Here is a 21,824-nt window from a genome sequence, read left to right on the forward strand (position 1 = left end):
GATATGCCGGGGAGCGTATAAACCCCGGATGATGACTCGCCCGGGCATGCCCTCGGGTGCGATGAGGGCGGGCTGAATTCGTTTTGATCCGGCGGCGGTTTTCGAGTTTTGAGAGGATGGTATCCATGCTGTGTTTGACGGATGTAACAACATCAAAAACCCTTGCGTTTTTCAAGGATAAACCATCTGCTCTACAAGGTGATTCTGATGGATTATTTGCGGCTCGTTGCAATTTCCAGAGTAATTCCGGCCTTTTATTTATTGCTCCCAACAATGCTTTTTCTGATGGGTCGCCATGGGATACGTCATCTACAACCGTTCAGCGGCGGACACCGTCCACAACCGGCTGGCCAAGTATGCAGGCGGGTATGGGGCGTGGGACCGCGGGAAAAAACGAGCGAATTTCGCCGTTCTCAGGGAAACGACTATGCCGCCCGTGTTGATCGGGATGGCGTTTATCTCCAATCCTCGGGAACTGTCACGGTTGAAGAACAATGCATTCCTGAAAGGATTCGCCCGGAAGCCGGCGGCCCCGGCAGAAATCTTCGGACTGAAAAAGAAGCCGGATCCGCCCCCGGAGCCATCCGACCGTCAATACGCTTCTACGTCGACGGAAAAAAGTTCGGTTTCTCAACCGATAAAGGGGTTGTGGCGGATCGGGTCAAGGAAAACATCGGATGCAAGGACAAGATCGTGACGGAGCGGTACAGCATGTAGCAGTAAAATTGGGTCGAAGCCAAGATCCAATGGCACAATAAAGCCGGGCGGGGACATTCCTGCCCGGCTTTCTTTATGGGCATGAGGGGGGCAAGTGTAACAGGAACAAACGTACATAATATGCAGGATCAGCCTCACACCTTTGCTTTTACTTTGGTCTGTTTGTCATTCTTTGGCCTGGTGAATCAGTTTTTTTAACTCAGCGATCTCCAAACGCAATCGATGAACTTCTCGATACAGATCATCCACCTTCGTATCTTCTATGTTTTCCACTTTATTGACAATGATCCCCACAAACAAATTTAAAATGACAAAGGTGCCCATCATGATAAACAACACAAAATAGATCCAAGCCCATGGGACCTTCTCCAGTAAGGGCCGCATAATGTCACTCGCCCAAGACTCCAGCGTAACCATTTGAAAGAGAGTGAGGAAAGATTGATGGAGCGAACCAAAATACTCCGGAGAAGCCTTGGCAAATAAAGTTGTACCAGTTACAGCAAATATGTAAAAGAATAATCCGAGCAATAACGAAATATTGCCTAAGGTTGGGATCGTCAAAATGAGCGCTTCTACTAAGCGGCGCAACGAAGGAATGGCAGAGATTGCTCTTAGAACACGTAAAATGCGTAAGACTCGAAACACAGTCATAAAGTGAGCGCCGACAAAGACATATCCACTAACCACTAGAAGGAAGTCAAAGACGTTCCAAGGGTCCTGAAAGAACCGATAAAACGGCTTTTCCGACAAGAGGCGGAGTCCTAATTCGATGGTAAATACAGCGAGTATACATCGGTCCATGATATAAAACAACGTATGATGTTGATTTGCTATTTGAGGATAGGTCTCTAAGCCAACAAGAATGGCGTTCAGCAAAATCACCACGATGACGGTATTGGAGAAGAGAGGATGCTCAACAATTTTTTTAATCCAGTATCCACTCCACCATCTCACACGTTGTTTTTCCGCTTGCAGTTCTGACATCCCACAGTTTCCTTTCTTACTGAAATTCTGGGTATATAGGTTCCTTCGTATTTTTCTTCGGCTTGTTGGGTGAAGGGAAGTGCCTAAGAATTTTCGGCGCTTTTTACCATTAGCCCCGGGGATTCCAAAGATCTTTGGGGCACACGCTGTTTTCCTTTTTCACCAACAGACGGGTGATTCTCCGCCGGTCGGTTTCCTGCACAGTGAAGCAATTCATCGTGACGGACCGGATTCCCCGCCGCCGGTACCTGGGGGAATGCCCATCCACCGATGGCGTCGTTGTCGGATCTTCAATATTCATGCCGGCCGTTCATTTTTTTCACCAGAGGGCGTCGGTGGAGGTTTCCTCCCCGACGGCCTGGAAGAAGGGGCGGTTGTCGTCAAATTCGACCTGGATTTCACCCGCGACCTTCTCGATGATGTCCTCGGTGGTCACAAGACCGGACGTTCTCTCCGTACTCGTCGATCACGATGGCCATTCCGGCCCGGTTTTTCTGCAGGACGCATGGGACGCCCTTGATCGCCATTGTTTCCGGGACCAGGAGGCGGGTCGGGCCGAACGGTTCAAGTCCGGCGTCTCCCCTGCCGCAAAATCATCCGCTTCACGGATATGGATGATGTCCCGGATGTCGCCTTTGTCCCTCCCGCACAGGGGGAAGCGGGTATATGGGCTTTCCCGGAGGGCGGCCCGGTGTTGCTCCAGGCTTTGATCAGTGCAAAGGCAGACCATGTCCACCCGCGGGACTGCTTTTCGGTCCACCCGGTGGATGAACCCGAAGATGTTGTCGAAGAGGAAAAGTTCCGTTTGGTTGATGATGCCGCTTTTGCGCGCTGGGGGACCAGCATGCGGATCTCCTCTTCGTCGCGGACCTGCCGATGTTCCGGGCCCATTTCCACCTCCATCCGGCGGAGGAAGCGGTTGGACGCGCGTTCAAAATGAATGGATAAAACCCCTTGTAAAACCAGTGAAGGAAGGCGGCCGCCGCGACATCACCGGTTCCGCCTGCTGGATTTCTCCGAGAACGATGTGCAGAAGGTTGATGAAGGAAAAGGCGATGACAAAGCAGTGTGGACCAGCCATTCCGGGATACCCAAGGGAACCAGCGCCGGCTCGATTAGCCGGACAGCGTCCGATTCCCCGATCCACCCCGCCATTGAAGCCAGCGGGATTCTCAACTGGGTCGCCGAGAAATGGGCATCCAGGTTGGCGAGCGCCCTATTCCGCCACCCTGGCCCGCCGGTTTTCCTGTTCCGTTAACCGGTGATTCGGGTGGAACGCACTTTGACGATGGCAAACTCGGCGGCGACGTAGAAACCGTTCAACAGGACAAGGTCAGGTCCAGAAACAGGTTGAAAGAGGTTATAAGGGACTTCGCCCGCCCCGGCAAGCTGATCCGGGTGAAAGTCGATACACAGGGGGCGGCAGGGGATCAGTCAACTGGAAGGTGATCCGAAACGCGATGGGTTCGGGCCGTGTGCAAACGGGATTTTAATAAATATTCCCCGTTTGTTTTAATATTACCACACCTTCGCCGTTCAGGGGGATATTTTTGGCGAGCAACCACTGCCGTATATCCGATGTAAAATCCCGACATTCAGCCGCGAGGGGCTGACCGTCGGGATTTGTTATTACGTTGATATTTTTTCTAAGGGATTAGAACATCGATGTTTTAAACAGGCGCCTGTAGCTGAGAAAGCTTACGGTCAGGGCAGAGGTCACCGAAGAGGCCATCAAGCTGAGCAGGATCACGATCTGATACTTGACGGCGATGACCGGAGAGGTGCCGGCGATGATCATTCCCGTCATCATTCCGGGCAGATGGACCACGCCGATCGTTTTGAAGGAGTCGATGCTGGGAATCAGGGCGGCTTTCACCGTCGTTTCGATCAGGTCTTGGCTGGCCTGGCGGATCGTGGCGCCCAGGGCCAGCTTTCCCATGACCTGATCTTTGGTTTGCTGGAATTCGCGGAAAAGCCGCTCGAAGGAAAGCCCGGTGATGACCATCACGTTTCCGATGATCATTCCGCTCATCGGCAGGATGTACCGCGCCTGGAAGGGGACGACGCCGAAGAGCAGCCAGACGGAGAGGGAGACGACCTCGCCCAGAAAGATGGAAACGAAGGCGATCCCGAAGGGGTTGCGGAGCCACTTGCCCCGCTTCGCTGCGTCCCGGGAGGCGATGGTGATGATCAACAGCAGCAGTCCCGCCAAAAGCCAGCCCGTCTCGATGGAAAAGATCCAGGTGATCAGATAGCCCATGACGAGCAGTTGTGCCGATCCCCGAAGGGTGGACCACAGGATCTCTCTTTCCAGCCCGAGGTGCTGCCGGTATGAGATGAACAGCGGAATGGTCACGACGGTGGCCGTCAGCATGAGCACAGTCAGATCGATATCCATGACAATCCTTCCGTTTAATGGAGTGGATGCATGTGGACACGGAGATGTTCATCGTCATTTTTCATGATCCCCCTTTTTTTGACGGGCAGTCAAGGGGCGGCGGATGTGGGCAGGACCGTCGCGCCTTTCATGTGTCCGCTTCATTTGAAGCTTCGATGGCAGGGGCGATGGGTCCAAGGCGCCGGATCCGCCGGACTTGGCAAAGGACGGGGGGATCTCAGTGTTCAAGAGGTTGTTTCAAAATGAAACACCGAAACAATCTTCGGAACAGTTTGTGAAACAGCCGCGAGGGGCGGTTTCCCGTCAGGATGGCGGGAAGGCGGATTGGTACACATTTTGCATGGATAACCGGGTGCAGCAGGATGAGACTTCCGTGATGCGTTTTCACCCGTTGGCGCGAGGGGGGGATGACTTGAGGCTGGAGTTTCGGCACACCTTTTCGGCTCCGCGGGAAGTGGTCTGGTCGTCGCTGCAGGATGAACAGGTGTTGCGTCGCTCCCTGCCGGGTTGCCGGAAGCTCGTGGGAGTGGCGGAGGGCGCATACGATGCGGAACTCGGGCTGAACGTGGGGCCCGTCAAGGGCGTGTTTACAGGGGAGGTGAAGCTGTCCGAGCTGAGGGAGCCGGAATCCTACCGCCTCACCATGAGCGGAAAGGGAAAACCCGGCGAGATCCGGGGAGACGCCCGGATTCGCCTCGAAGAGGCGGAGCGGGGGACGCTCCTCGTCTGCGATGCGGAGGCTCAGGTGACGGGCGTGTTGGCGTCCGTCGGACAGCGGGTCATGGCCAGTGTGGCCAAGCTGATCCTCGGACAGTTCTTCAAAGCGGTGGAAAGGGAGATCCAGGGCCGACACCCGGTGGACGGGTAGCCAAAGTCTTTAGGGAGGTGGGCTTTTTGGAAACCGGCAAGGTGAACGTGACCATCACGGTCAACGGGACCCGGAGGAGCGCGGAAGTGGAGCCCCGGATGCTGTTGGTCCACTTTCTCAGGGATCAGCTGGGCCTCGTCGGCACCCACATCGGCTGTGACACCAGCCAGTGCGGGGCCTGCACGGTCCTGTTGAACGGGGAGGCGGTCAAATCCTGCACCGTTCTCGCGGTTCAGGCCGACGGCTCGGAGGTGACCACGGTGGAGGGGCTGGGCGATCTGGAGAACCTGCATCCCGTCCAGGAGGGTTTCTGGGAAAAGCATGGCTTGCAGTGCGGATTCTGCACGCCGGGAGTCATGATGACGGCGGTGGAGCTCCTGAAGCAAAACCCCAACCCGACGGAGCGGGAGATCCGGGAAGGATTGGAAGGGGTGATCTGCCGCTGCACCGGTTACCAGAATATCGTCCGCGCCGTGCAGTATGCGGCCGCGCGCCTGGCCGAGGAGGAAGGGCGGCGGGAAGCGGCCGCCGCCGGCAGTGACGGAACGGAGGGGGGACGCTGACGATGCCGAACGTGTTTGGCTCACCGCTCAAGCGGCGGGAGGATCCCCGCCTGATCACCGGACAGGGGAACTTCACCGACGACATCCAACTGCCGGGCATGGTGTACATGGCGGTTCTGCGCAGTCCCCACGCCCACGCCCGAATCAAGCGGATCGACGTTTCCGCGGCCCGTCGGGCGCCGGGGGTGGTGGCCGTCTATACGGGCAAGGATCTGGAAGGGAAGATGGGCACCATCCCCACGGCATGGCTGGTGCCGGACTCCGACATCAAAACGCCTCCCCACCACGCTCTGGCCGTGGACAAGGTGCGCTACGTGGGAGACGGCGTCGCCCTGGTGGTGGCGGAGGACCGCTACACCGCCCGGGACGCCCTGGAGTTGATCGAGGTGGAATACGAGGAGCTCCCGGCGGTGGTCGACCAGGAGGAGGCGATGAAGGAGGGGGCGCCGCAGCTGCATGAGGAGGTGCCGAACAACATCGCCTTCCGCTGGAAGGCGGGGGAGGTGCCCAACGAGGTTTTCGACCAGGCGGAGGTGGTGATCCGCAGGCGCTTCCGCCAGCAGCGCCTGATCCCCAACCCGATGGAGCCCCGGTCGGCGGTGGCCAAGTATAACCCCTCCACCGGGGAGATGACCATCTGGTGCACCACCCAGAATCCGCACATCCACCGGTTCATCCTCTCCGGGGTGTTGGGAATTCCCGAGTCGAAGCTGCAGGTGGTGGCGCCCGACGTGGGGGGAGGATTCGGCTGCAAGATCCCCGTCTACCCCGATGAGGCCCTGGCCGGTTACGTGGCCCGGGATCTGCGCCGCCCGGTGAAGTGGACGGAGGAGCGGCGGGAGAATTTCGTGGCCACCACCCACGGCCGGGACATGATCCTCGATGTGGAGCTGGCCGGCAGGCGGGACGGCACCCTGACCGCGCTCCGGGTGAGGAACACGGCGAACATGGGGGCTTATTTGTCGACGGCGGCGCCCGGCGTGCCGACGATTTTGCACGGACTGATCGTCCAGGGACCCTACAAGATTCCCCAGGTGGCGGTGGAAGTGATCGGGGTGATGACCAACACCACCCCGACGGACGCCTACCGGGGGGCCGGCCGGCCGGAAGCCACCTATCAGATCGAGCGGATGGTCGATCTGTTCGCCGACGAGATCGGCATGGATCCGGTGGAAGTGCGCCGGAAAAACCTGATCCGGGCGGAGGAGTTTCCCTATGACAACGCTCTGGGACTCCAGTACGACTCCGGAAACTACCACCGGGCGCTGGAGAAGGCGCTGGAGATGATCGACTATGACGCCTTCCGCAAGGAACAGGAGGAAGCGCGCAAACAGGGGCGTTATCTGGGGATCGGCTTTTCCACCTATGTGGAGATCTGCGGACTGGGCCCCTCGAAGGTGGCCGGCGCCGTCGGCTTCCAGGGGGGACTGTGGGAAAGCGCCACCGTCCGCGTCCATCCCTCGGGCAAGGTATCCGTCTTCACCGGCGCTTCCCCCCACGGACAAGGGGAGGAGACCACCTTCGCCCAGATCGTATCCCAGAAGCTCGGCGTTCCCTTTGAAGACGTGGAGATCATCCACGGGGACACCAACCGGATTTCCATGGGCTGGGGCACCTACGGCTCCCGGACCACGCCGGTGGCCGGCAGCGCCATCGCCATCGCCTGTGACCGGATCCTGGAAAAGGCGAAGAAAATTGCCTCCCACGCCCTGGAGGCCTCCGAGGCGGATCTGGAATTCGAAGGCGGTGCGTTCCGAGTGAAAGGGGTCCCGGACAAAAAGATCAGCTTCCAGGACATCACCCTTAAGGCCTATCTCGCCTGGGACCTGCCGGAGGGCGTGGAGCCCGCCCTGGAAGCTCAGGCCTTCTACGATCCCAGCAACTTCGTCTATCCCTTCGGCACCCACATCTGCGTGGTGGAAGTGGACGGAGAGACCGGCCAGGTGGAGCTGAAGCGGTATGTGGCCGTCGACGATCCCGGGCCGGTGATCAACCCGGTCGTCGCCGAAGGGCAGGTCCACGGCGGGATCGTGCAGGGGATCGGACAGGCCCTCTGGGAAGGGGCGGTTTATGACGAGCGGGGGCAGTTGATCTCCGGAACCTTCATGGATTACGCCATGCCGAAGGCCCGTTTCTTCCCCAACTTCGAGACGGCGTTCACCGAGACGCCCTCTCCCGTCAACCCCCTCGGGGTGAAGGGAATCGGGGAAACGGGAACCATCGCCTCCACCCCCGCCGTGGTGAACGCGGTGGTGGACGCCCTGAAACCCTTCGGTGTGAAGGATTTGGAGATGCCCCTGACGCCGGAGAAGGTGTGGAAAGCGATGCAGCAGGGGAGGGGAGACGCGTGATTCCCGACACCTTTGAATACGCGCGGGCCGGTTCGGTGGAAGAAGCCCTCAGGATGCTGAAGGAGGCGGGCGGGGAGGCGAAGCTCCTGGCCGGGGGGCACAGCCTCCTGCCCATGATGAAGATGCGGCTGACATCCCCCGGAAAGCTGATCGACATCAGCCGAATCCGGGAACTCCGGGGGGTTCGCAGGGAGGAGGACCGCCTGGTGGTGGGAGCCCTCACCACCCACCGCCAAGTGGCAGGCGATCCCCTCGTCCGGGAGCACCTCCCCGCCTTGGCCGAGGCGGCGTCCCAGATCGGGGATCTCCAGGTGCGCAACCGGGGAACCGTGGGAGGAAACCTGGCCCACGCCGATCCGGCCTCCGACCTGCCGGCGGTCGCCGTCGCCCTGGAGGCGGAGCTTGAGGTGCAAGGTCCGGACGGGAAGCAAACCTTCGGCGCCGACGGGTTTTTCCTCGGCCCGCTGATCACCGCCCTTCCCGAAGACGGCCTTCTGACGTCGGTCTCCTTCGCCATCCCGCCGGAAGGGGCGAAAAGCACCTATGTGAAATTTCCGCATCCGGCTTCGGGATACGCCGTGGTGGGTGTGGCGGCGGCCCTGGGAACCGGGGCGGACGGGACGGTGAATTATGTCCGGATCGGCATCACCGGCGCGTCCGACACGGCCTACCGGGCGGAGGCGGCGGAGCAGGCGCTTCTGGGGAAAAAGCCGACGGAGGAGACGATCCGGGAGGCGGCCGCCCGGGCGGCGGAGGGAAGGGAAATGAACGGGGACCTGTTCGCCTCGAGCGGCTACCGGCGCCATCTGGTTCAGGTGTATACCGCGCGGGCGCTGCGAAAGCTGCTGGGTTAGCCGTTCGGTTTTGACCGCGACGCAAAGGGTGGAAAGGTCGGGTGCGGGCACGTCGTGCCGGTCCCGGCCTTTTCTTTCCCCGGATTGTCCCAAAGGGGGTGCCGGAACATACTGGATCGCATCGAGTCCATCGAGAAGGCTTTTCGCGAGCAGGGATACATCGCCGACCGTCCCCTGGTGACCGCCCTTCACCTGGTGAGCACCCTCGAAAAGCCCCTGCTGGTGGAAGGTCCGGCCGGGGTGGGGAAGACGGAGATCGCCAAGGTGTTGGCCGCGGTGCTCGACACCCGGCTGGTGAGACTGCAGTGTTACGAGGGACTGGATGTGCATACGGCCTTGTACGAGTGGAACTATCCGAAGCAGATGCTGCACATCCGCCTCACGGAAAACAGCGGCGCGACGGTCGAAGAGCGGGAAAGGGAAATTTTCAGCCCTTCCTTTTTGCTCCGCAGGCCCCTCCTGGAGGCCATCTCCGCCGAGGAGAAATCCCCGGTCCTTCTGATCGACGAGGTGGACCGGGCGGACGAGGAATTTGAAGCGTTTCTGCTGGAGATTCTCGGGGAGTTTCAGGTGACCATACCGGAGCTGGGGACGATTCGGGCCAGGCACAAACCTTACGTGGTCCTCACCTCCAACCGGACCCGCGAACTGAGTGATGCCCTGCGCCGCCGCTGTCTCTACCTGTGGATTCCCTATCCCGACCCGGAGAAGGAAATCCGGATCCTGGAGGCGAGACTTCCGGGAATCCGGAGGCGGCTGGCGGAACAAATCGCCCGCGTGATGGCCCGGATCCGGACGATGGCCCTCCACAAGGTACCCGGCGTCGCCGAAAGCCTGGACTGGGCCCGGGCGCTGATGGCCTTGCACCGGGGGGAGCTGGACAGGGACTCCGTTCGGGAGACCCTCGGGTGTCTCGTGAAGGATCAGGAAGATTGGGAGGCTCTCGAGGGGGAGCTGGAAAAGGGGAGCCTGCTTCGGGACGCCGGAACCGGGACATGAGGAGGGCGTCGCCGGTTTCGTGAAAGTCTGTCGAAGGGAGCGTCCCTCCATGGTCCGATTCTCTTCTTCTGCAACTCCCAACCTTGTCGATCATCTGCTCCGTCTGTGCCGGGCTCTCCGCTCCCGGGGCTTTTCCATCGGTCCCGGGGAGGAGGTCGACATGTTTCGCGCCCTCGAGGCGGTCGACATCGGGGACCGGGAGGAGTTTGCTTCGGCCCTGCGCCTCGTGCTGTGCTCCAGCCGGGAGGAACAGGCCCTGTTCGACACCCTTTTTGAGCGGTTTCTCCTGGCGGCGGAATCGGATGCGGGCGGACGTTTCATCCAGCTCATCCCGGAAGCGGGGGCGGCGGAAGAAGAAGGGGAAAGGAAGGTTCCGCCGGACGGGTCGCCTTCCCGCCGGGAAGGGGAAAAAGCCATCCGGGCGGAAGGGAAATTCGCGGGATCGGAGCGGCCCGGGACGGAAGGGGACTCGCTTTCCGGAAGGGCGGAGGAGGGTTCCCGGAGAGGAGGCGGTCAGGCGCATCCGGCGGGCGGGGAGGAGAAGTGGGATGTTCCCCTTGCGCGGGTGGCCCGCTTCAGTGCTGACTTTCTGGCTGGCCGATCGGCCGCCGAAATCCCCGCGGACGGTCTGGAGGAGATGATGGAGGCGGCGGCCGCCCTGGTTTCCCGGATCCGGATCCGGCGAAGCCGCCGGCTGAAACCGCTGCGGCAGGGAAGTCGCCTCCATTTCCGCCGGGTGTTTCGCCGAAGCGCCAGCTCGGGCGGGGAGATGGTCCTTCCGGCCTGGTCGGGCCCAAGCCGCCGCCAGGCCCGGTTTCTCCTTTTCTGCGACGGCAGCCGGTCGATGTCCCCCTATGCCGGGCGTTTTCTCCAATTTGCCTATGCCCTCATCCGAAAGGCCCGCCGCGTCGAGGTTTTTCTCTTTTCGACGGATATCCGCCGCATCACCGACGAGCTCCGCAGGGACGCGAGGGGACGGCTGCCTCCGCTGACGGGTCTGGGCGCCGAGTGGGACGGAGGCACACGGATCGGGGAGTCACTGGAGCGCTTTTTGAGGGAACACGGGCAGCGCATGCTGGACGGGGACAGCCTGGTCATCATCGCCAGCGACGGCCTGGACGCCGGGGAGACGGACCGGCTGTCCCGCTCGATGGCCGAACTGCACCGCCGGTCCGCCGGAGTGATCTGGCTCAACCCGCTCCTTTCCCTCCGGGGATACCTGCCGGAGGCGGAAGGGATGAAGGCGGCGCTCCCTTACATCGACATCTTTTCGGAGGCCTGCGATCCCCTTTCCTTCCGAAAACTGGCCAAACGCATTTCCTTCCGGAGGTGACGGACGTGAAGGAGAATCGGGAGATTGCCCGGGCGATGGAGGAGGCGAAGCGGGCGGGCCGGAAGATGGCGCTGGCCACCGTCGTCCGCGTGAAGGGGTCCGCTTATCGCCGCGAGGGCGCCAAACTGCTGATCGATGAGGATGGAAACACCGTCGGCGTGATTTCCGGCGGGTGCCTGGAGCCGGATGTGGCGGAGACGGCGAAAAAGGTGATGGCCGACGGGCGCCCCGTCCTCAAGAGCTACGAGTTGGACGAGGAGCTGGTCTGGGGGTTGGGATTGGGATGTCCGGGAACCGTCGACATCTGGATCGAGCCGGTTCCGGACACGGACGTTCCGTCTTCCTTCCGCGAGGCGCGGAAGGCGGAAGGGGTTGAGGAAAGGAAGGGATCGACGTGAGCGGGGAGAAGGAACGGGAGCTTTATGCGTCGTGGCTCCGCTGTCTCAGGAAGGGACGGGCCGCGGTGCTCGCCCGGCTATTGGAATCCTCTTCGCCGGATCTTCCGGTGGGCGCCCGCCTCTTCATTCCCGAGGAGGGGGAGCCCGTGGGGGATCTGGGGGAGCCTTCCCTGAACCGGTCGGTGATCGAACGGGCCCGGGAAAAAATGGACGCCCTGTATCCGCGGTCGGAGACCTCTCTTCTTTCCCTGCCGGGAGGGGAACAGGTGCAGGTGTTTTTCGACGTCAACCTTCCTCCCTTCGAGCTGATGATTTTCGGCGCCGGCCATGATGCCGTTCCTGTGGCCCGGTTTGCCCGGGAACTGGGATTCCGCACGACGGTGGTGGATCCGAGACCGGCGTACGCCACCGGGGAGCGTTTTCCTGGAAGCCGGATCATCCTGGCCGATCGCCATTCGTGGGAGAAGAAGGTGACGATCGGGCGGCGGACGTTTGTGTTGGTGATGAATCACCACCTGGAGCGGGATCGGGCCGCCCTCCGCTTCGCCTTGAATTCGCCGGCTCCCTATGTGGGCGTGCTCGGGCCCCGGTCCCGCCGGCAGCGGATGCTGGAGGCCCTCGAGCAGGAAGGGGTCCGCTTCGACAAGGAGCAGCTGTCCCGGATGTACAGCCCGGTCGGTCTCGACATCGGCGCCGAAACGCCGGAGGAAGTGGCGATCAGCATCTTGGCCGAGATCTTGGCCTTTCGCAGCGGCCATCAGGGCGGCTTTTTGCGGGAGCAAAGCCGAAGCAGCATCCATCAGCCCCTGTGAGGGGGGAGGGTGTTGGGTATGGATGCGGGTGTGTTTGCCGTCATCCTGGCGGCGGGGACGTCTTCCCGAATGGGAAGGCCGAAGCAGCTCCTCGACTGGGGAGGTGTCCCCCTGCTCCAGGCGGTGATTCGCAAGGTGCTGGTTTACCCCTTTTCGGAGGTGATCGCCGTCATCGGTTACCGGGCGGCGGAGATTCAACGGGCGATCCGGATCGATGACGGCCGCTTCCGCTGGGTCGTCAACGGCCGTTATTCCTCCGGGCAGAGCAGTTCGCTGCTCGCCGGGGTGAGATCCGGAAAGGGCCATTCGTCGATGATCTTTTTGGGGGATTTGCCCCTGCTTGAGGACGGGACCATCCGCCGCATCGCCGAGGAGGGCTTGTCCAGGCTCCGGCGATGTGGTCCGTCGCAGCCCGTGGTGGTCCGTCCGACCTTTCGGGGAGTTCCGGGCCACCCGGTTTTTCTCGGAAATTGCCGGAGGATCGATTGGGTTCAACTGAGGGGAGATGCCGGGGCCAGGGGATTCCTTTGCCGCGTGCAAAACCGGACGCTTCTCCCCGTGGAGGATCCAGGGGTCGTCATGGATGTGGACACTCCTGAGGCCTACGAAAGCCTCCGGCATCTCGCCTTTCCCCCGCGGAAGGGGTGAGCGATTCCCCTGTGATATACTGAAAAGTGTGTCGCTTGCGGGCGCCAGATCCGCGTGACCCGGTTAAACCATCCGTCAAGTCGCCAAGGGTTTCCTGAGCGGGATTGTTGCCTGTTTCCTTCAAACTTTTCGCCTTTCGACCCTGTCGACGGGCGCTGTGGTCGGCGGTCATGGCGGGAAATGCGGAAAAAATGGGGGAGCGTGAGAACATGACGGGGATCAAAGACGCCCTGGGCCGTCCGCTTCGGGATTTGCGCATTTCCGTGACGGACCGCTGCAATTTTCGCTGCCGGTACTGCATGCCGGAAGAGGTGTTTGGTCCCGGTTATCCCTTTTTGCCCCGGGAAAAGATCCTCCGTTTCGAGGAGATCACCCGCCTGGTGCGGATCTTCTCCGGCCTGGGCGTGGAGAAGGTCCGGATCACCGGGGGGGAGCCCCTGCTTCGGCGGGATCTGCCCGAGTTGATCCGGATGATATCCGGGGTGGAGGGGATCCGGGACATCGCCCTGACGACCAACGGCACCCTGCTGGCCCGATTTGCCGAAGCGCTCCGGGAGGCGGGGCTGAAGCGGGTCAATGTCAGCCTGGATGCGATCGACGATGACATTTTCGCCCGGATGAACGGGGGCCGGTCCGCGGTCCGCCCCGTGCTGGAGGGCATCGAGGCGGCGGCGCGGGCCGGTCTCAAGGTGAAGATCAACATGGTGGTCCAAAGGGGAGTCAACGACGGGCAGATTCTGCCCATGGTCCGCCGCTTTCGCGGGACGGGGCACATTCTGCGCTTCATCGAATTCATGGATGTGGGCAACAACAACGGGTGGAACCTGGAGCAGGTGGTTTCCAAGCGGGAGATCCTCGAACGGATCCATCGGGAGATGCCCCTGGAACCGGTGGAGCCGTCCCATTACGGCGAAGTCGCCTCCCGTTACCGCTTTCAGGGCAGCGACGAGGAGATCGGGGTGATCTCCTCGGTGACCGATTCCTTCTGTTCCACCTGCACCCGGGCGCGGCTGTCCGCGGACGGCCAGTTGTACACCTGCCTGTTCGCCTCCGAGGGATATGACCTGCGGGGGCCGCTGCGGGCCGGGGAGAGCGATGAGGCGATCGCGGAGCGCATTCGGCGGGTGTGGAGTCGCCGGCGGGACCGGTATTCGGAGGAAAGGCTGCACCATGCGGGGATTCGCAAACGCAGGAAAGTGGAAATGTCCTATATCGGCGGGTGAAAGAAAGCGGGGGTTGTCCGGATTCCGCCGGATCGCGGCGCTGATCGGCTCTGTTGCCCTGCTTCTTTCCTCCGCCTGTTCCGTCGGGGAGACGGAGGGGCGCGCTTCGTCCGGAGAGGTCCGGCTTTACGTGCTGGCGGCGGCCAGTTTGACGGATGCGGTCCGGGAGATCCAAGCCCGGTACGAAGCCGACCATCCGGGCGTCCGGCTCGTTCCGACCTTCGCATCCTCCGGCCGGCTGAAACAGCAGATCGAAAGGGGGGCGCCCGCCGACCTGTTCCTGTCTGCAGGAACCGGGGAGATGGAGGAACTTTTGGGGAAGGGCCTGATCGATCCCCGGTTTCATGCCGAACTTCTCGAAAACGAACTGGTGCTGATCGCCCCCGAAGGCGCGTCCTTGAAGGGATTGGCCGATTTGGCCTCGAACCGGGTGAAGCGGATCGCCGTCGGCCATCCGGAAACGGTCCCGGCGGGAATGTACGCCCGGGAGGCGCTTGTGCACTTCGGTCTATGGGAGAAGTTGCAGCGGAAACTGGTTTTTGCGGGGGACGTCCGGCAGGTGCTGGCCTATGTGAAGACGGGAAATGCCGACGCGGGCATCGTTTACCGGACGGACATCCGGCACGGCGGAGTGTCGGTCATCGCGGAGATGCCTCCCGAAAGCCACCGCCGGATCCTCTATCCCCTCGGGCTGGTCAAGGGGACGAAACACCCGTCGGAAGCGCAAGCCCTTTATCGCTGGCTGCAGGAGAAAGAGGCCCGGTCCATTTTCGAAAAGTACGGGTTTAAAGGAGTTGCGGCAGAGCCTGCGAAATGATTTCCACCGATTTCTGGAGTCCGATTCTCCTGTCCTTCAAAGTGAATGCGGTCGCCAGCCTGATCGCCTTCGCGGCCGCGACGGCCTTCGCCTGGTGGCTGAAGGACCGGTCGTTCCCGGGGAAAACGATCCTGGAGACCCTTTTGATGCTCCCCCTCGTTCTTCCGCCCACCGTCGTCGGTTTCGGCCTGCTCGTGCTCCTGGGGCGAAACGGACCCGTCGGCCGGTTTGTCGAGTGGCTGTGGCATCAACCGGTGATCTTTACCTGGTGGGCGGCGGTGGTCGCCGCGGCGGTGGTTGCCTTTCCCCTGATGTATCAGACCTTCAAAGCGGGGTTTGAGTCCGTCGATCGGGATCTGGAGGATGCGGCCCGGGCGATGGGGGCGGGGGAAGGGCAAGTCTTCCGGCACATCACCCTTCCGCTGTCCTGGCGTTTTTTGTTGACGGGAACGGTGCTGGGGTTTGCGAGGGGAATCGGGGAATTCGGCGCCACCTTGATGGTGGCGGGCAACATTCCCGGTGAGACGCAAACGGTTCCGACGGCCATTTACATCGCCGTGGAGACGGGGCGCATGGACCTGGCCGCCTCCTGGGTGCTGGCTGTCGTCTTCCTCTCTTTTCTGCTGCTGGGAATTGTGCAAAGGATGAAATGACGGCATGAAGGCACCGCCTCCATGGGCGGTGCCTTCGGTTTCGGGCTGGAACGCTGCCGCCCCCCTGCGGGACGCCCGCCGGACTCAAGGTCCGGCCAGCCGTCACTTGCCCTTCGACTCCGAAGAGGAGACGAACCAGTTGGAGGGGAGGTTGAGCATGGCGTTTCCGCCGGTCATCATGGGAAGCTGACCGTTCCAGCGCTTCACGGTTTCGTACTGGACGAGGACCGGGCTGAGGGAGGCGCGGAGGATCCGGTTGGCTTCCGCCTGGGCCTTCGCTTCGATCACTTTGGCCTCGGCCTTTCCTTGGGCTTCGATCTTCAGCTTTTCCGCCTGAACCTTGGCCTGTTCCCGCTGCACCTTCAGGGTCTCCAGGCGCTGCTTGGCGTTCACCTTTTCCTGGATCGCTTTCAGGGATTCCTTGTCCGGCCGGATGGCGGAGAAGTTGAAGGTTTCCACGATGATCCCGTGAGGCGCGAGGGAATCCCGAAACTTTTCAAACACCTTCCGGTTCAGCTCCGAGCGCTTCTCCCCGTAGACTTCCATCACGTCGTATTGCGTGGTGACCTCCTGAATCGCTTCCTTCAGCCGGTCCTTCATGAAGCCGGCTTCGATCAGATCGCTTTCCTGTCCCCGAAACTTGGTGAAGATGGCGGGAAGCTTTTCCGGGTCCATGTGGTACGAGTAGACCACGTCCACATTCACATTTTTTCCGTCCTTGGTGGAGATGTCGAAGCTGTGGTCCCCGTCGTCGCCATCCTTCGAAAGATAGACGGTCTCCGTCGACACGGGATATTCCGTCACCCGTTTGAAGGGGGCGATGATGTGCCATCCCTGGTTCAGCATGTCCTCCTCCACGCCGCCGCTGGGGCTGTACACCACCCCGGCGAATCCCGGTTCGATGCGGGCAATCATCAGAAAAGCGAGGATCACAATCAGAACCAGGGCCACTCCCACCACGGCTGCGCCGACATGGAAGGACCGGTTGGGACGGTTCGGGAGTGCGGGATGTTGAGCGTTTTCGGCGTTGTTCAAGGACATCGCTCCTTCGTTATTGTTTGAAAGAATTGAAGAACCTGATCACAAAATCCCCCACTCTTTGGAAAATGCCTGTTTTGGCCAGCAAAACATAGATAAAGATCAAGCCGAGAAGGACCAACAGGATGCCGGCGATCACGGGTGACCCTCCCCGTTCGGATTTTTCGGCAGGGGTTTTCCGGGCGCGTTTTTCCGTTCCAACCCGCGGATATCAAAAATTATACCAATTTGAAGGGCGGAATTGGATGCTTTAAGAAAATCCCGGGAAAAATGTTCGGCCGCCGAAGAGGCGGAACGGACCGGCAGGAGGTGGCGGTCATGGCTTCTTTGGATCCCGTGACCCTTTTTGTGGAGAAACTGGCCGGGTTTGCCGCCCCGTTCCGGAACAAACTGCGAAATCCCTACTCGGACCCCCGGCGGCGGGAGAATCTGCGCCTCTATCTCACCCTCATGCGGCACCGGCGTCCCCGCGTCCTGCTGGTGGGACGGGATCCCGGCCACAGGGGCTGCGCCCTCACCGGCATCCCCTTCACCAGCGAAGCGATTGCCGCCCGGGGGACCCTTTCTTCCGGCGAGCGGCTGGCGTGCTCCGGTACCGTCGTGGGGCCGGGGGCGGGTTACCTCATTCCATCCGACCGCCCTCCCGTGTCGGAAGTCTCCGCTTCCATCGTCTGGGAGGGGATCCACCGCTATTTTCAGGATCCGCCCCTTTTGTGGAACGCGCTTCCCTTTCACCCGCACCGTCCCGGCAACCCCCGAAGCAACCGCCTTCCGGCGCTGGTCGCGGAGACGTTGGCCTTCGGGCTTCCTTACCTGATGGATCTTTTCGATCTCTTTCCCTCCGTCGACACGGTCCTGGCCGTCGGCGGGAGGACAGGGGAGGTGTTCCGCCGGCTGGAAAAGGAAAACCGGTTGCGCCAAACGGTTTATTACCTTCGCCATCCTTCTTACGGAGGGAAATGCAACTTTTTCGAGCAGTTGCAACGTCTAAAAAGAGAAGGGCGGATATAGGAGATGCCATTGCACCGACCCGCTGCGCTTTAAAGCGGTTTTATCGGGAGATCCACAGGTCGGAAAAAGGGGATGCATCACCGGATCTGTGGAGATGAACCGTCACGGATGGAAAGGAGGTGTCGGTGACCCAGGCGTTTTTCGCCCCTTTCTTCCAGCTCTCCTCCGAATCAACGATCTCACGGAGGAGAAGCTGGATGCGCTTTCCTTCTTGATTTGCGACAAAGAATGGAGTAAGATGGGGTGACGCGTTTTGGAAAAGGGGCCGTGACCATGAAGTGGCTGAAAATTTTCCTCGCGCTGTTGATTATTGCCGGCGGGGCCGTCGGGGGCTATGCGTTATATCTGTACAAATCGATCGAGAGGACGGCCGATCGGATGTATCAACCCGTCACGGGGGAAACGGAAGCTCCCAAGGAAATCATCGAGAAGGAGAAGCCTTTCTGCATCCTGATCATGGGCGTGGATGAAAGGAAAGGCGATCGCGGCCGTACCGACACCATGATGGTGATGGCCGTCAATCCCCGGAAGGAGTCCGCCCTGCTCTTCAACATTCCGCGGGATACGCGCACGGAAATCGCGGGTCGGGGGATCCAGGACAAAATCAACCACGCCTATGCCTACGGCGGGGTGAAGATGTCCATCGAGACGGTGGAACAGTTCCTCGACGTCCCGATCGATTATTACGCAAAAGTGAACATGCAGGAATTTGCGAAGATCGTGGATGCGTTGGGAGGGGTGGAGGTGGATAACCCCTTCGCCTTCCGGTATGACGGGCACACCTTTGAGAAGGGGCGCATCCATCTGGACGGCGACACGGCCTTGAAGTACGCGCGCATGCGCTATGAGGATCCGCGCGGGGATTTGGGCAGAAATGAGCGTCAGCGTCGGGTGTTGAAATCGATGATTGAGAAAGCGGCGTCGCCCGGGATTTTGGCCAATCTGGGCACCGTTTTGGAAAGTCTGGGATCCAGCGTGACCACCAACATCACCTTTGAGGAAATGAAAAAATTGGGCAATGACTATCGAAATGCGATTCGGCAGGTCGAGACCCTGGAAATCAAGGGGCGCGGCCGAAAGATTGACGGAATCTACTACCTGATCGTCAGCGAGGAGGAAAAGCGGCGGGTTCGGTCTCTTGTCAAAAAACAACTGGAACGGGACTGAGCGGCCGGGTCCGCCTGTTCTGAAGGGAAGACGGAAGGGCCGCGACCTGCTGCACCGGATATCCCGAATGGGATGCCGAAACAAAAGCATTTTAATATGACATGACTTGTACGTCAGACGTTTTTGACGGGGGAGAGTAAACCATGTACACACTGGATGATGTGCGATCGACCTACAAGAAACGCGACGCCTGGTGGACCGTTTTTCTGGTGGATCCGATTGCTTCCCGGATGATGCTGATCATTGCCAACCACACCAATCTCACGCCGAATCATATTACGGTGATTGCGTTCATACTGGGGATTTTGTCGGCTGTTTGCTTTTTTCAGGGAACCCCCGCCTTTTTGATCGCCGGGGCCCTGCTGTTTCACCTCAGCTTCACTTTCGATTGCATCGACGGGAAGCTTTCCCGGCTCAAAGGCAACGGAACCATGTTCGGCATGTGGCTGGATTACATGCTCGATAGGGCGCGGGTCGCTTTGTGCAGTCTGGCACTGATGACGGGCCAGTTTTTAAAGACCGGCGAGCCCTTGTACATCTACCTGGCCTTTTTGATCGTCCTGCTGGATATGACCCGGTATATGAACGCCCTTCACATATTCAAGATTCGTTCCAAAATGAACAAGGAAGTCAGGAAAACCATAAGGCAGATTTACGGCGCCACTCAACAGGAGCATTCCGAGGAGCGGGAGGAGCCTGTCGGGGAAAGAAATTCGAGGGTTGTGGACCTGAATCAGCACTTTAAATCCAGGTTCGGGTTTTATCTTCGCGTGAGGGACTGGTTGGAGAAGTATCGGATCCGGCCCCACCTGTTCAGCGGGATCGAGTATCAAATGTTCATTTTCATCATCGGCCCGCTTGTCGGACAGATCGTGGAGATGGTCGTCGTCAGCTCGGTTCTGCTTCTCCTCTTCGAGCTCGCCATCCTGTATAAGCTTTGGCTCAGCACCCTGGACTTCAAAAAGATGATGGAAAAACTGAAACACAATCTCCCAAATGTCTCGTGATGGCTCCCGGAGGCAGGTGTCGTCGGCGGGGGACGGTCCCCCGCGCCCAGGGGGCCGGATGAAAAAATTGCGCCGCTACCTTGGGTTCCAAAAGGCAACGGCGCAAATCTCCTTTCGTTGAAGGGATTCGGATGCGGCTCAGTCCCGCGCTTTATCGGCGGCGATAGTCCGTCGGGTTCAAAACGGCCCGTCAACCGGTTTGTTTGGCCGGTTGACCGGATGCCTTTTCCGTTTTCGGATCGTCAGGCAGCGTCGCCGCGATCGATTCCTTGGCCTTGAGAATTTTGTCGTGTTCCCTTTCGAAATCCTGGGTGCTCAGCCACATCTTATATATGATGGCCGCCTCAAAGGCGAACAGGAGGAAAGAGCCGACGAGGATGGTTTCCTTGATGATCCCCAGGATCGGTGCCACGATGAAGATGAACATCTGGAATTCGATGCCGCTGAAGAGGTGCATGCGGATCCGCTTTGCGAGCAAAAACTCCCGGATTTTCATGTAGGTGGTGAATTTGGACTTAAACGCCTGCTGCAGATCGGTTTTGGAGTTCACCGCGACGTCCAGGGGAGCGAAAGCTTCTTCGGCTTTTGGCGTTCCCTTTTCTTGGAGCCCATCATCAGCGGATTCCTCGTCCTCTTCCTTATCCTCCGCTTCCTTTTCTTCTTCCATCGGTTTCAGGGCGATTCCGGCGGCTTCCGCCGTTTCATACAGTTCCTTCCGGGCTTTCCGCAGCTTTTTTCGCATCTCCCGGCGCAGTTTGTACAGATGAAGGGCGTTGATGTGACGCGCAAAGTAGGCGATCAAAAACAGAGACAACAGGTAAAGGTATGCAACGTCACCGGTGAGACGGAACTGGCCGAAGGTCAAAGCCACGCCGCAAAGGGCCACGCGGACATGGTCCAAACTGATGTCCAAAAGCATCCCGAAGCTGGTTCCGTTCCCCTTCAGCCGGGCGATTTTTCCATCCATGCAGTCGATGACGAAACTGATGTGATACAAAAGCGCCCCGATGACCAGGGCCCAATAGCTGCCCAGGTAAAAACAGAGCGCGGCGGTCATCCCTATGATGAAAGACGCGATGGTCAACTGGTTGGGGGTGATCTGGGTCCGATTGGCCACCGGCAGGATCAGGCGCGCGGCGACGGGGTCCACCAACAGCACGGTCCACCAGGCGTCTTTCTTTTTAAAGGTTTCCTTCACATCCTCCATTGTGTAAGTGCGTTGATTGCTCAATCTGGGATCACGCCCCTTTCTTCTTTTTCTTCCCCTCTTTCTGGTACTTTTCGAGGATGGTTTCGATGTCTCCGATGTCTTTGATTTGCCCCTTCTCCAAAATCATTCCCCGGTTGCAGATCTTTTTCAAGGGGGAAAGGCTGTGGGACACGATCACGAGCGTTTTCCCTGAATCCCTCAGCTCCTGCATTTTGGCGTAGCACTTCTTCTTGAAATCCTTGTCACCCACCGCGAGCACTTCGTCGATCAGAATGATGTCGGCGTCGATGTGGATGGCGATGGAAAAACCGAGGCGGGCCTTCATCCCGGAGGAGTAGAATTTCACCGGCGTGTTGATGAAATCCTCAAGCTCCGAAAACTCCACGATCTTGGGGAAAACCTCTTGGATTTGCTCCTTTTTCAATCCGAAAATGGCACAGTTGAGGCGGATATTTTCGGCTCCGGACAGATCCCGGCTCAAACCCGCCCCGAGCTCGATGAGGGGGGCGACCTTTCCATTGACTTGCACTTCCCCTTCGTCGGGATAGATGATGCCGCTCAGGATTTTGAACAGCGTGCTTTTTCCCGCGCCGTTATTGCCCACGATGGCAAAGGATTCACCCTGCTTGATGGTGAAGGAGACGTTTTTCAAGGCGGTGAATTCGGAGTACCGCTTTTCCCCCTTGGTCAGGGAGATGAGGTATCCCTTCAACGTTTTGTCGTAGGCCTTTCGGAAATGTTTGGTCAGGTTCCTGACGACAATCGCGTCCATT

The 21,824-nt window shown here is 59.8% G+C and carries 21 protein-coding genes; 16 read left to right on the forward strand and 5 right to left on the reverse strand.

Going from position 1 to position 21,824, the window contains the following annotated elements:
- The first annotated feature begins 207 nt into the window (after positions 1 to 207).
- Positions 208 to 717 (forward strand): hypothetical protein, encoded by a 510-nt coding sequence (locus BM063_RS02320; protein ID WP_245751981.1) that lies wholly within the window; start codon positions 208 to 210, stop codon positions 715 to 717.
- A 165-nt stretch (positions 718 to 882) separates the two neighbouring features.
- On the opposite strand, the gene BM063_RS02325 is transcribed toward BM063_RS02320, so the two are convergent.
- Positions 883 to 1,701 (reverse strand): ion transporter, encoded by an 819-nt coding sequence (locus tag BM063_RS02325; protein ID WP_092035714.1) that lies wholly within the window; start codon positions 1,699 to 1,701, stop codon positions 883 to 885.
- A 1,654-nt stretch (positions 1,702 to 3,355) separates the two neighbouring features.
- A complete protein-coding gene (locus BM063_RS02345; RefSeq protein ID WP_092035718.1) occupies positions 3,356 to 4,099 on the reverse strand; it encodes an ABC transporter permease in 744 nt (247 codons plus the stop codon).
- 412 nt (positions 4,100 to 4,511) lie between these two features.
- Between BM063_RS02345 and BM063_RS02350 the strand changes: the two genes are divergently transcribed.
- The 12 genes from BM063_RS02350 (at position 4,512) to modB (ending at position 15,618) form a co-directional block, all read left to right on the forward strand.
- A complete protein-coding gene (locus tag BM063_RS02350) occupies positions 4,512 to 4,967 on the forward strand; it encodes an SRPBCC family protein (RefSeq protein ID WP_092035818.1) in 456 nt (151 codons plus the stop codon).
- Positions 4,968 to 4,993: 26 nt separating this feature from the next.
- Positions 4,994 to 5,530 carry a (2Fe-2S)-binding protein gene (locus tag BM063_RS02355; RefSeq protein WP_092035719.1) on the forward strand — a complete coding sequence of 179 codons (537 nt, stop codon included), beginning with the start codon at positions 4,994 to 4,996 and terminating at the stop codon, positions 5,528 to 5,530.
- A gap of 2 nt (positions 5,531 to 5,532) precedes the next feature.
- On the forward strand, positions 5,533 to 7,881 hold the full coding sequence (locus BM063_RS02360) for a xanthine dehydrogenase family protein molybdopterin-binding subunit (RefSeq protein ID WP_092035720.1): 2,349 nt from the start codon (positions 5,533 to 5,535) through the stop codon (positions 7,879 to 7,881).
- Positions 7,878 to 8,735, forward strand: coding sequence for an FAD binding domain-containing protein (locus BM063_RS02365; RefSeq protein ID WP_092035721.1), 858 nt, complete (start codon positions 7,878 to 7,880; stop codon positions 8,733 to 8,735). The genes BM063_RS02360 and BM063_RS02365 overlap by 4 nt, the downstream gene beginning before the upstream one ends.
- Before the next feature lie 54 nt (positions 8,736 to 8,789).
- Positions 8,790 to 9,734 (forward strand): AAA family ATPase, encoded by a 945-nt coding sequence (locus tag BM063_RS02370; RefSeq protein ID WP_245751982.1) that lies wholly within the window; start codon positions 8,790 to 8,792, stop codon positions 9,732 to 9,734.
- Positions 9,735 to 9,753: 19 nt separating this feature from the next.
- Positions 9,754 to 11,067 (forward strand): vWA domain-containing protein, encoded by a 1,314-nt coding sequence (locus BM063_RS02375; protein WP_143085207.1) that lies wholly within the window; start codon positions 9,754 to 9,756, stop codon positions 11,065 to 11,067.
- Between the two features lie 5 nt (positions 11,068 to 11,072).
- Positions 11,073 to 11,465 (forward strand): XdhC family protein, encoded by a 393-nt coding sequence (locus BM063_RS17825; RefSeq protein WP_218154399.1) that lies wholly within the window; start codon positions 11,073 to 11,075, stop codon positions 11,463 to 11,465.
- Entirely contained in the window at positions 11,462 to 12,277 is an 816-nt protein-coding gene (locus BM063_RS02380) for an XdhC family protein (RefSeq protein WP_218154400.1), read from the forward strand. The genes BM063_RS17825 and BM063_RS02380 overlap by 4 nt, the downstream gene beginning before the upstream one ends.
- Before the next feature lie 18 nt (positions 12,278 to 12,295).
- On the forward strand, positions 12,296 to 12,925 hold the full coding sequence (locus tag BM063_RS02385; protein ID WP_092035723.1) for a nucleotidyltransferase family protein: 630 nt from the start codon (positions 12,296 to 12,298) through the stop codon (positions 12,923 to 12,925).
- A gap of 209 nt (positions 12,926 to 13,134) precedes the next feature.
- Positions 13,135 to 14,148 (forward strand): GTP 3',8-cyclase MoaA, encoded by a 1,014-nt coding sequence (moaA, locus tag BM063_RS02390; RefSeq protein ID WP_092035820.1) that lies wholly within the window; start codon positions 13,135 to 13,137, stop codon positions 14,146 to 14,148.
- Positions 14,149 to 14,161: 13 nt separating this feature from the next.
- On the forward strand, positions 14,162 to 14,965 hold the full coding sequence (gene modA, locus BM063_RS02395) for a molybdate ABC transporter substrate-binding protein (RefSeq protein ID WP_245751983.1): 804 nt from the start codon (positions 14,162 to 14,164) through the stop codon (positions 14,963 to 14,965).
- Positions 14,962 to 15,618 carry a molybdate ABC transporter permease subunit gene (gene modB, locus BM063_RS02400; protein WP_092035725.1) on the forward strand — a complete coding sequence of 219 codons (657 nt, stop codon included), beginning with the start codon at positions 14,962 to 14,964 and terminating at the stop codon, positions 15,616 to 15,618. The genes modA and modB overlap by 4 nt, the downstream gene beginning before the upstream one ends.
- Before the next feature lie 102 nt (positions 15,619 to 15,720).
- Here modB and BM063_RS02405 read toward each other — a convergent pair whose 3' ends face one another.
- Positions 15,721 to 16,653 carry a prohibitin family protein gene (locus tag BM063_RS02405; RefSeq protein ID WP_177198934.1) on the reverse strand — a complete coding sequence of 311 codons (933 nt, stop codon included), beginning with the start codon at positions 16,651 to 16,653 and terminating at the stop codon, positions 15,721 to 15,723.
- A 321-nt stretch (positions 16,654 to 16,974) separates the two neighbouring features.
- Between BM063_RS02405 and BM063_RS02410 the strand changes: the two genes are divergently transcribed.
- The 3 genes from BM063_RS02410 to BM063_RS02420 all read left to right on the forward strand — a co-directional run bounded on the left by BM063_RS02410 (position 16,975) and on the right by BM063_RS02420 (position 19,841).
- The gene (locus BM063_RS02410; protein WP_143085209.1) at positions 16,975 to 17,667 is read left to right on the forward strand and encodes a uracil-DNA glycosylase; all 693 of its coding nucleotides are present in this window, start codon (positions 16,975 to 16,977) and stop codon (positions 17,665 to 17,667) included.
- A gap of 273 nt (positions 17,668 to 17,940) precedes the next feature.
- Positions 17,941 to 18,834 carry an LCP family glycopolymer transferase gene (locus BM063_RS02415; protein ID WP_092035821.1) on the forward strand — a complete coding sequence of 298 codons (894 nt, stop codon included), beginning with the start codon at positions 17,941 to 17,943 and terminating at the stop codon, positions 18,832 to 18,834.
- Between the two features lie 143 nt (positions 18,835 to 18,977).
- Positions 18,978 to 19,841, forward strand: a complete 864-nt coding sequence (locus BM063_RS02420; RefSeq protein WP_092035728.1) for a CDP-alcohol phosphatidyltransferase family protein — start codon at positions 18,978 to 18,980, stop codon at positions 19,839 to 19,841.
- 190 nt (positions 19,842 to 20,031) lie between these two features.
- On the opposite strand, the gene BM063_RS02425 is transcribed toward BM063_RS02420, so the two are convergent.
- Positions 20,032 to 21,072: a CDP-alcohol phosphatidyltransferase family protein gene (locus tag BM063_RS02425; RefSeq protein WP_245751984.1), complete on the reverse strand. Its 1,041-nt coding sequence runs from the start codon at positions 21,070 to 21,072 to the stop codon at positions 20,032 to 20,034.
- A 7-nt stretch (positions 21,073 to 21,079) separates the two neighbouring features.
- Entirely contained in the window at positions 21,080 to 21,823 is a 744-nt protein-coding gene (locus BM063_RS02430; RefSeq protein ID WP_092035729.1) for an ABC transporter ATP-binding protein, read from the reverse strand.
- Between the last annotated feature and the right edge of the window lies 1 nt (position 21,824).

The organism is Planifilum fulgidum, from assembly GCF_900113175.1.
In the GTDB taxonomy this organism is placed as follows: Bacteria; Bacillota; Bacilli; order Thermoactinomycetales; family DSM-44946; genus Planifilum; species Planifilum fulgidum.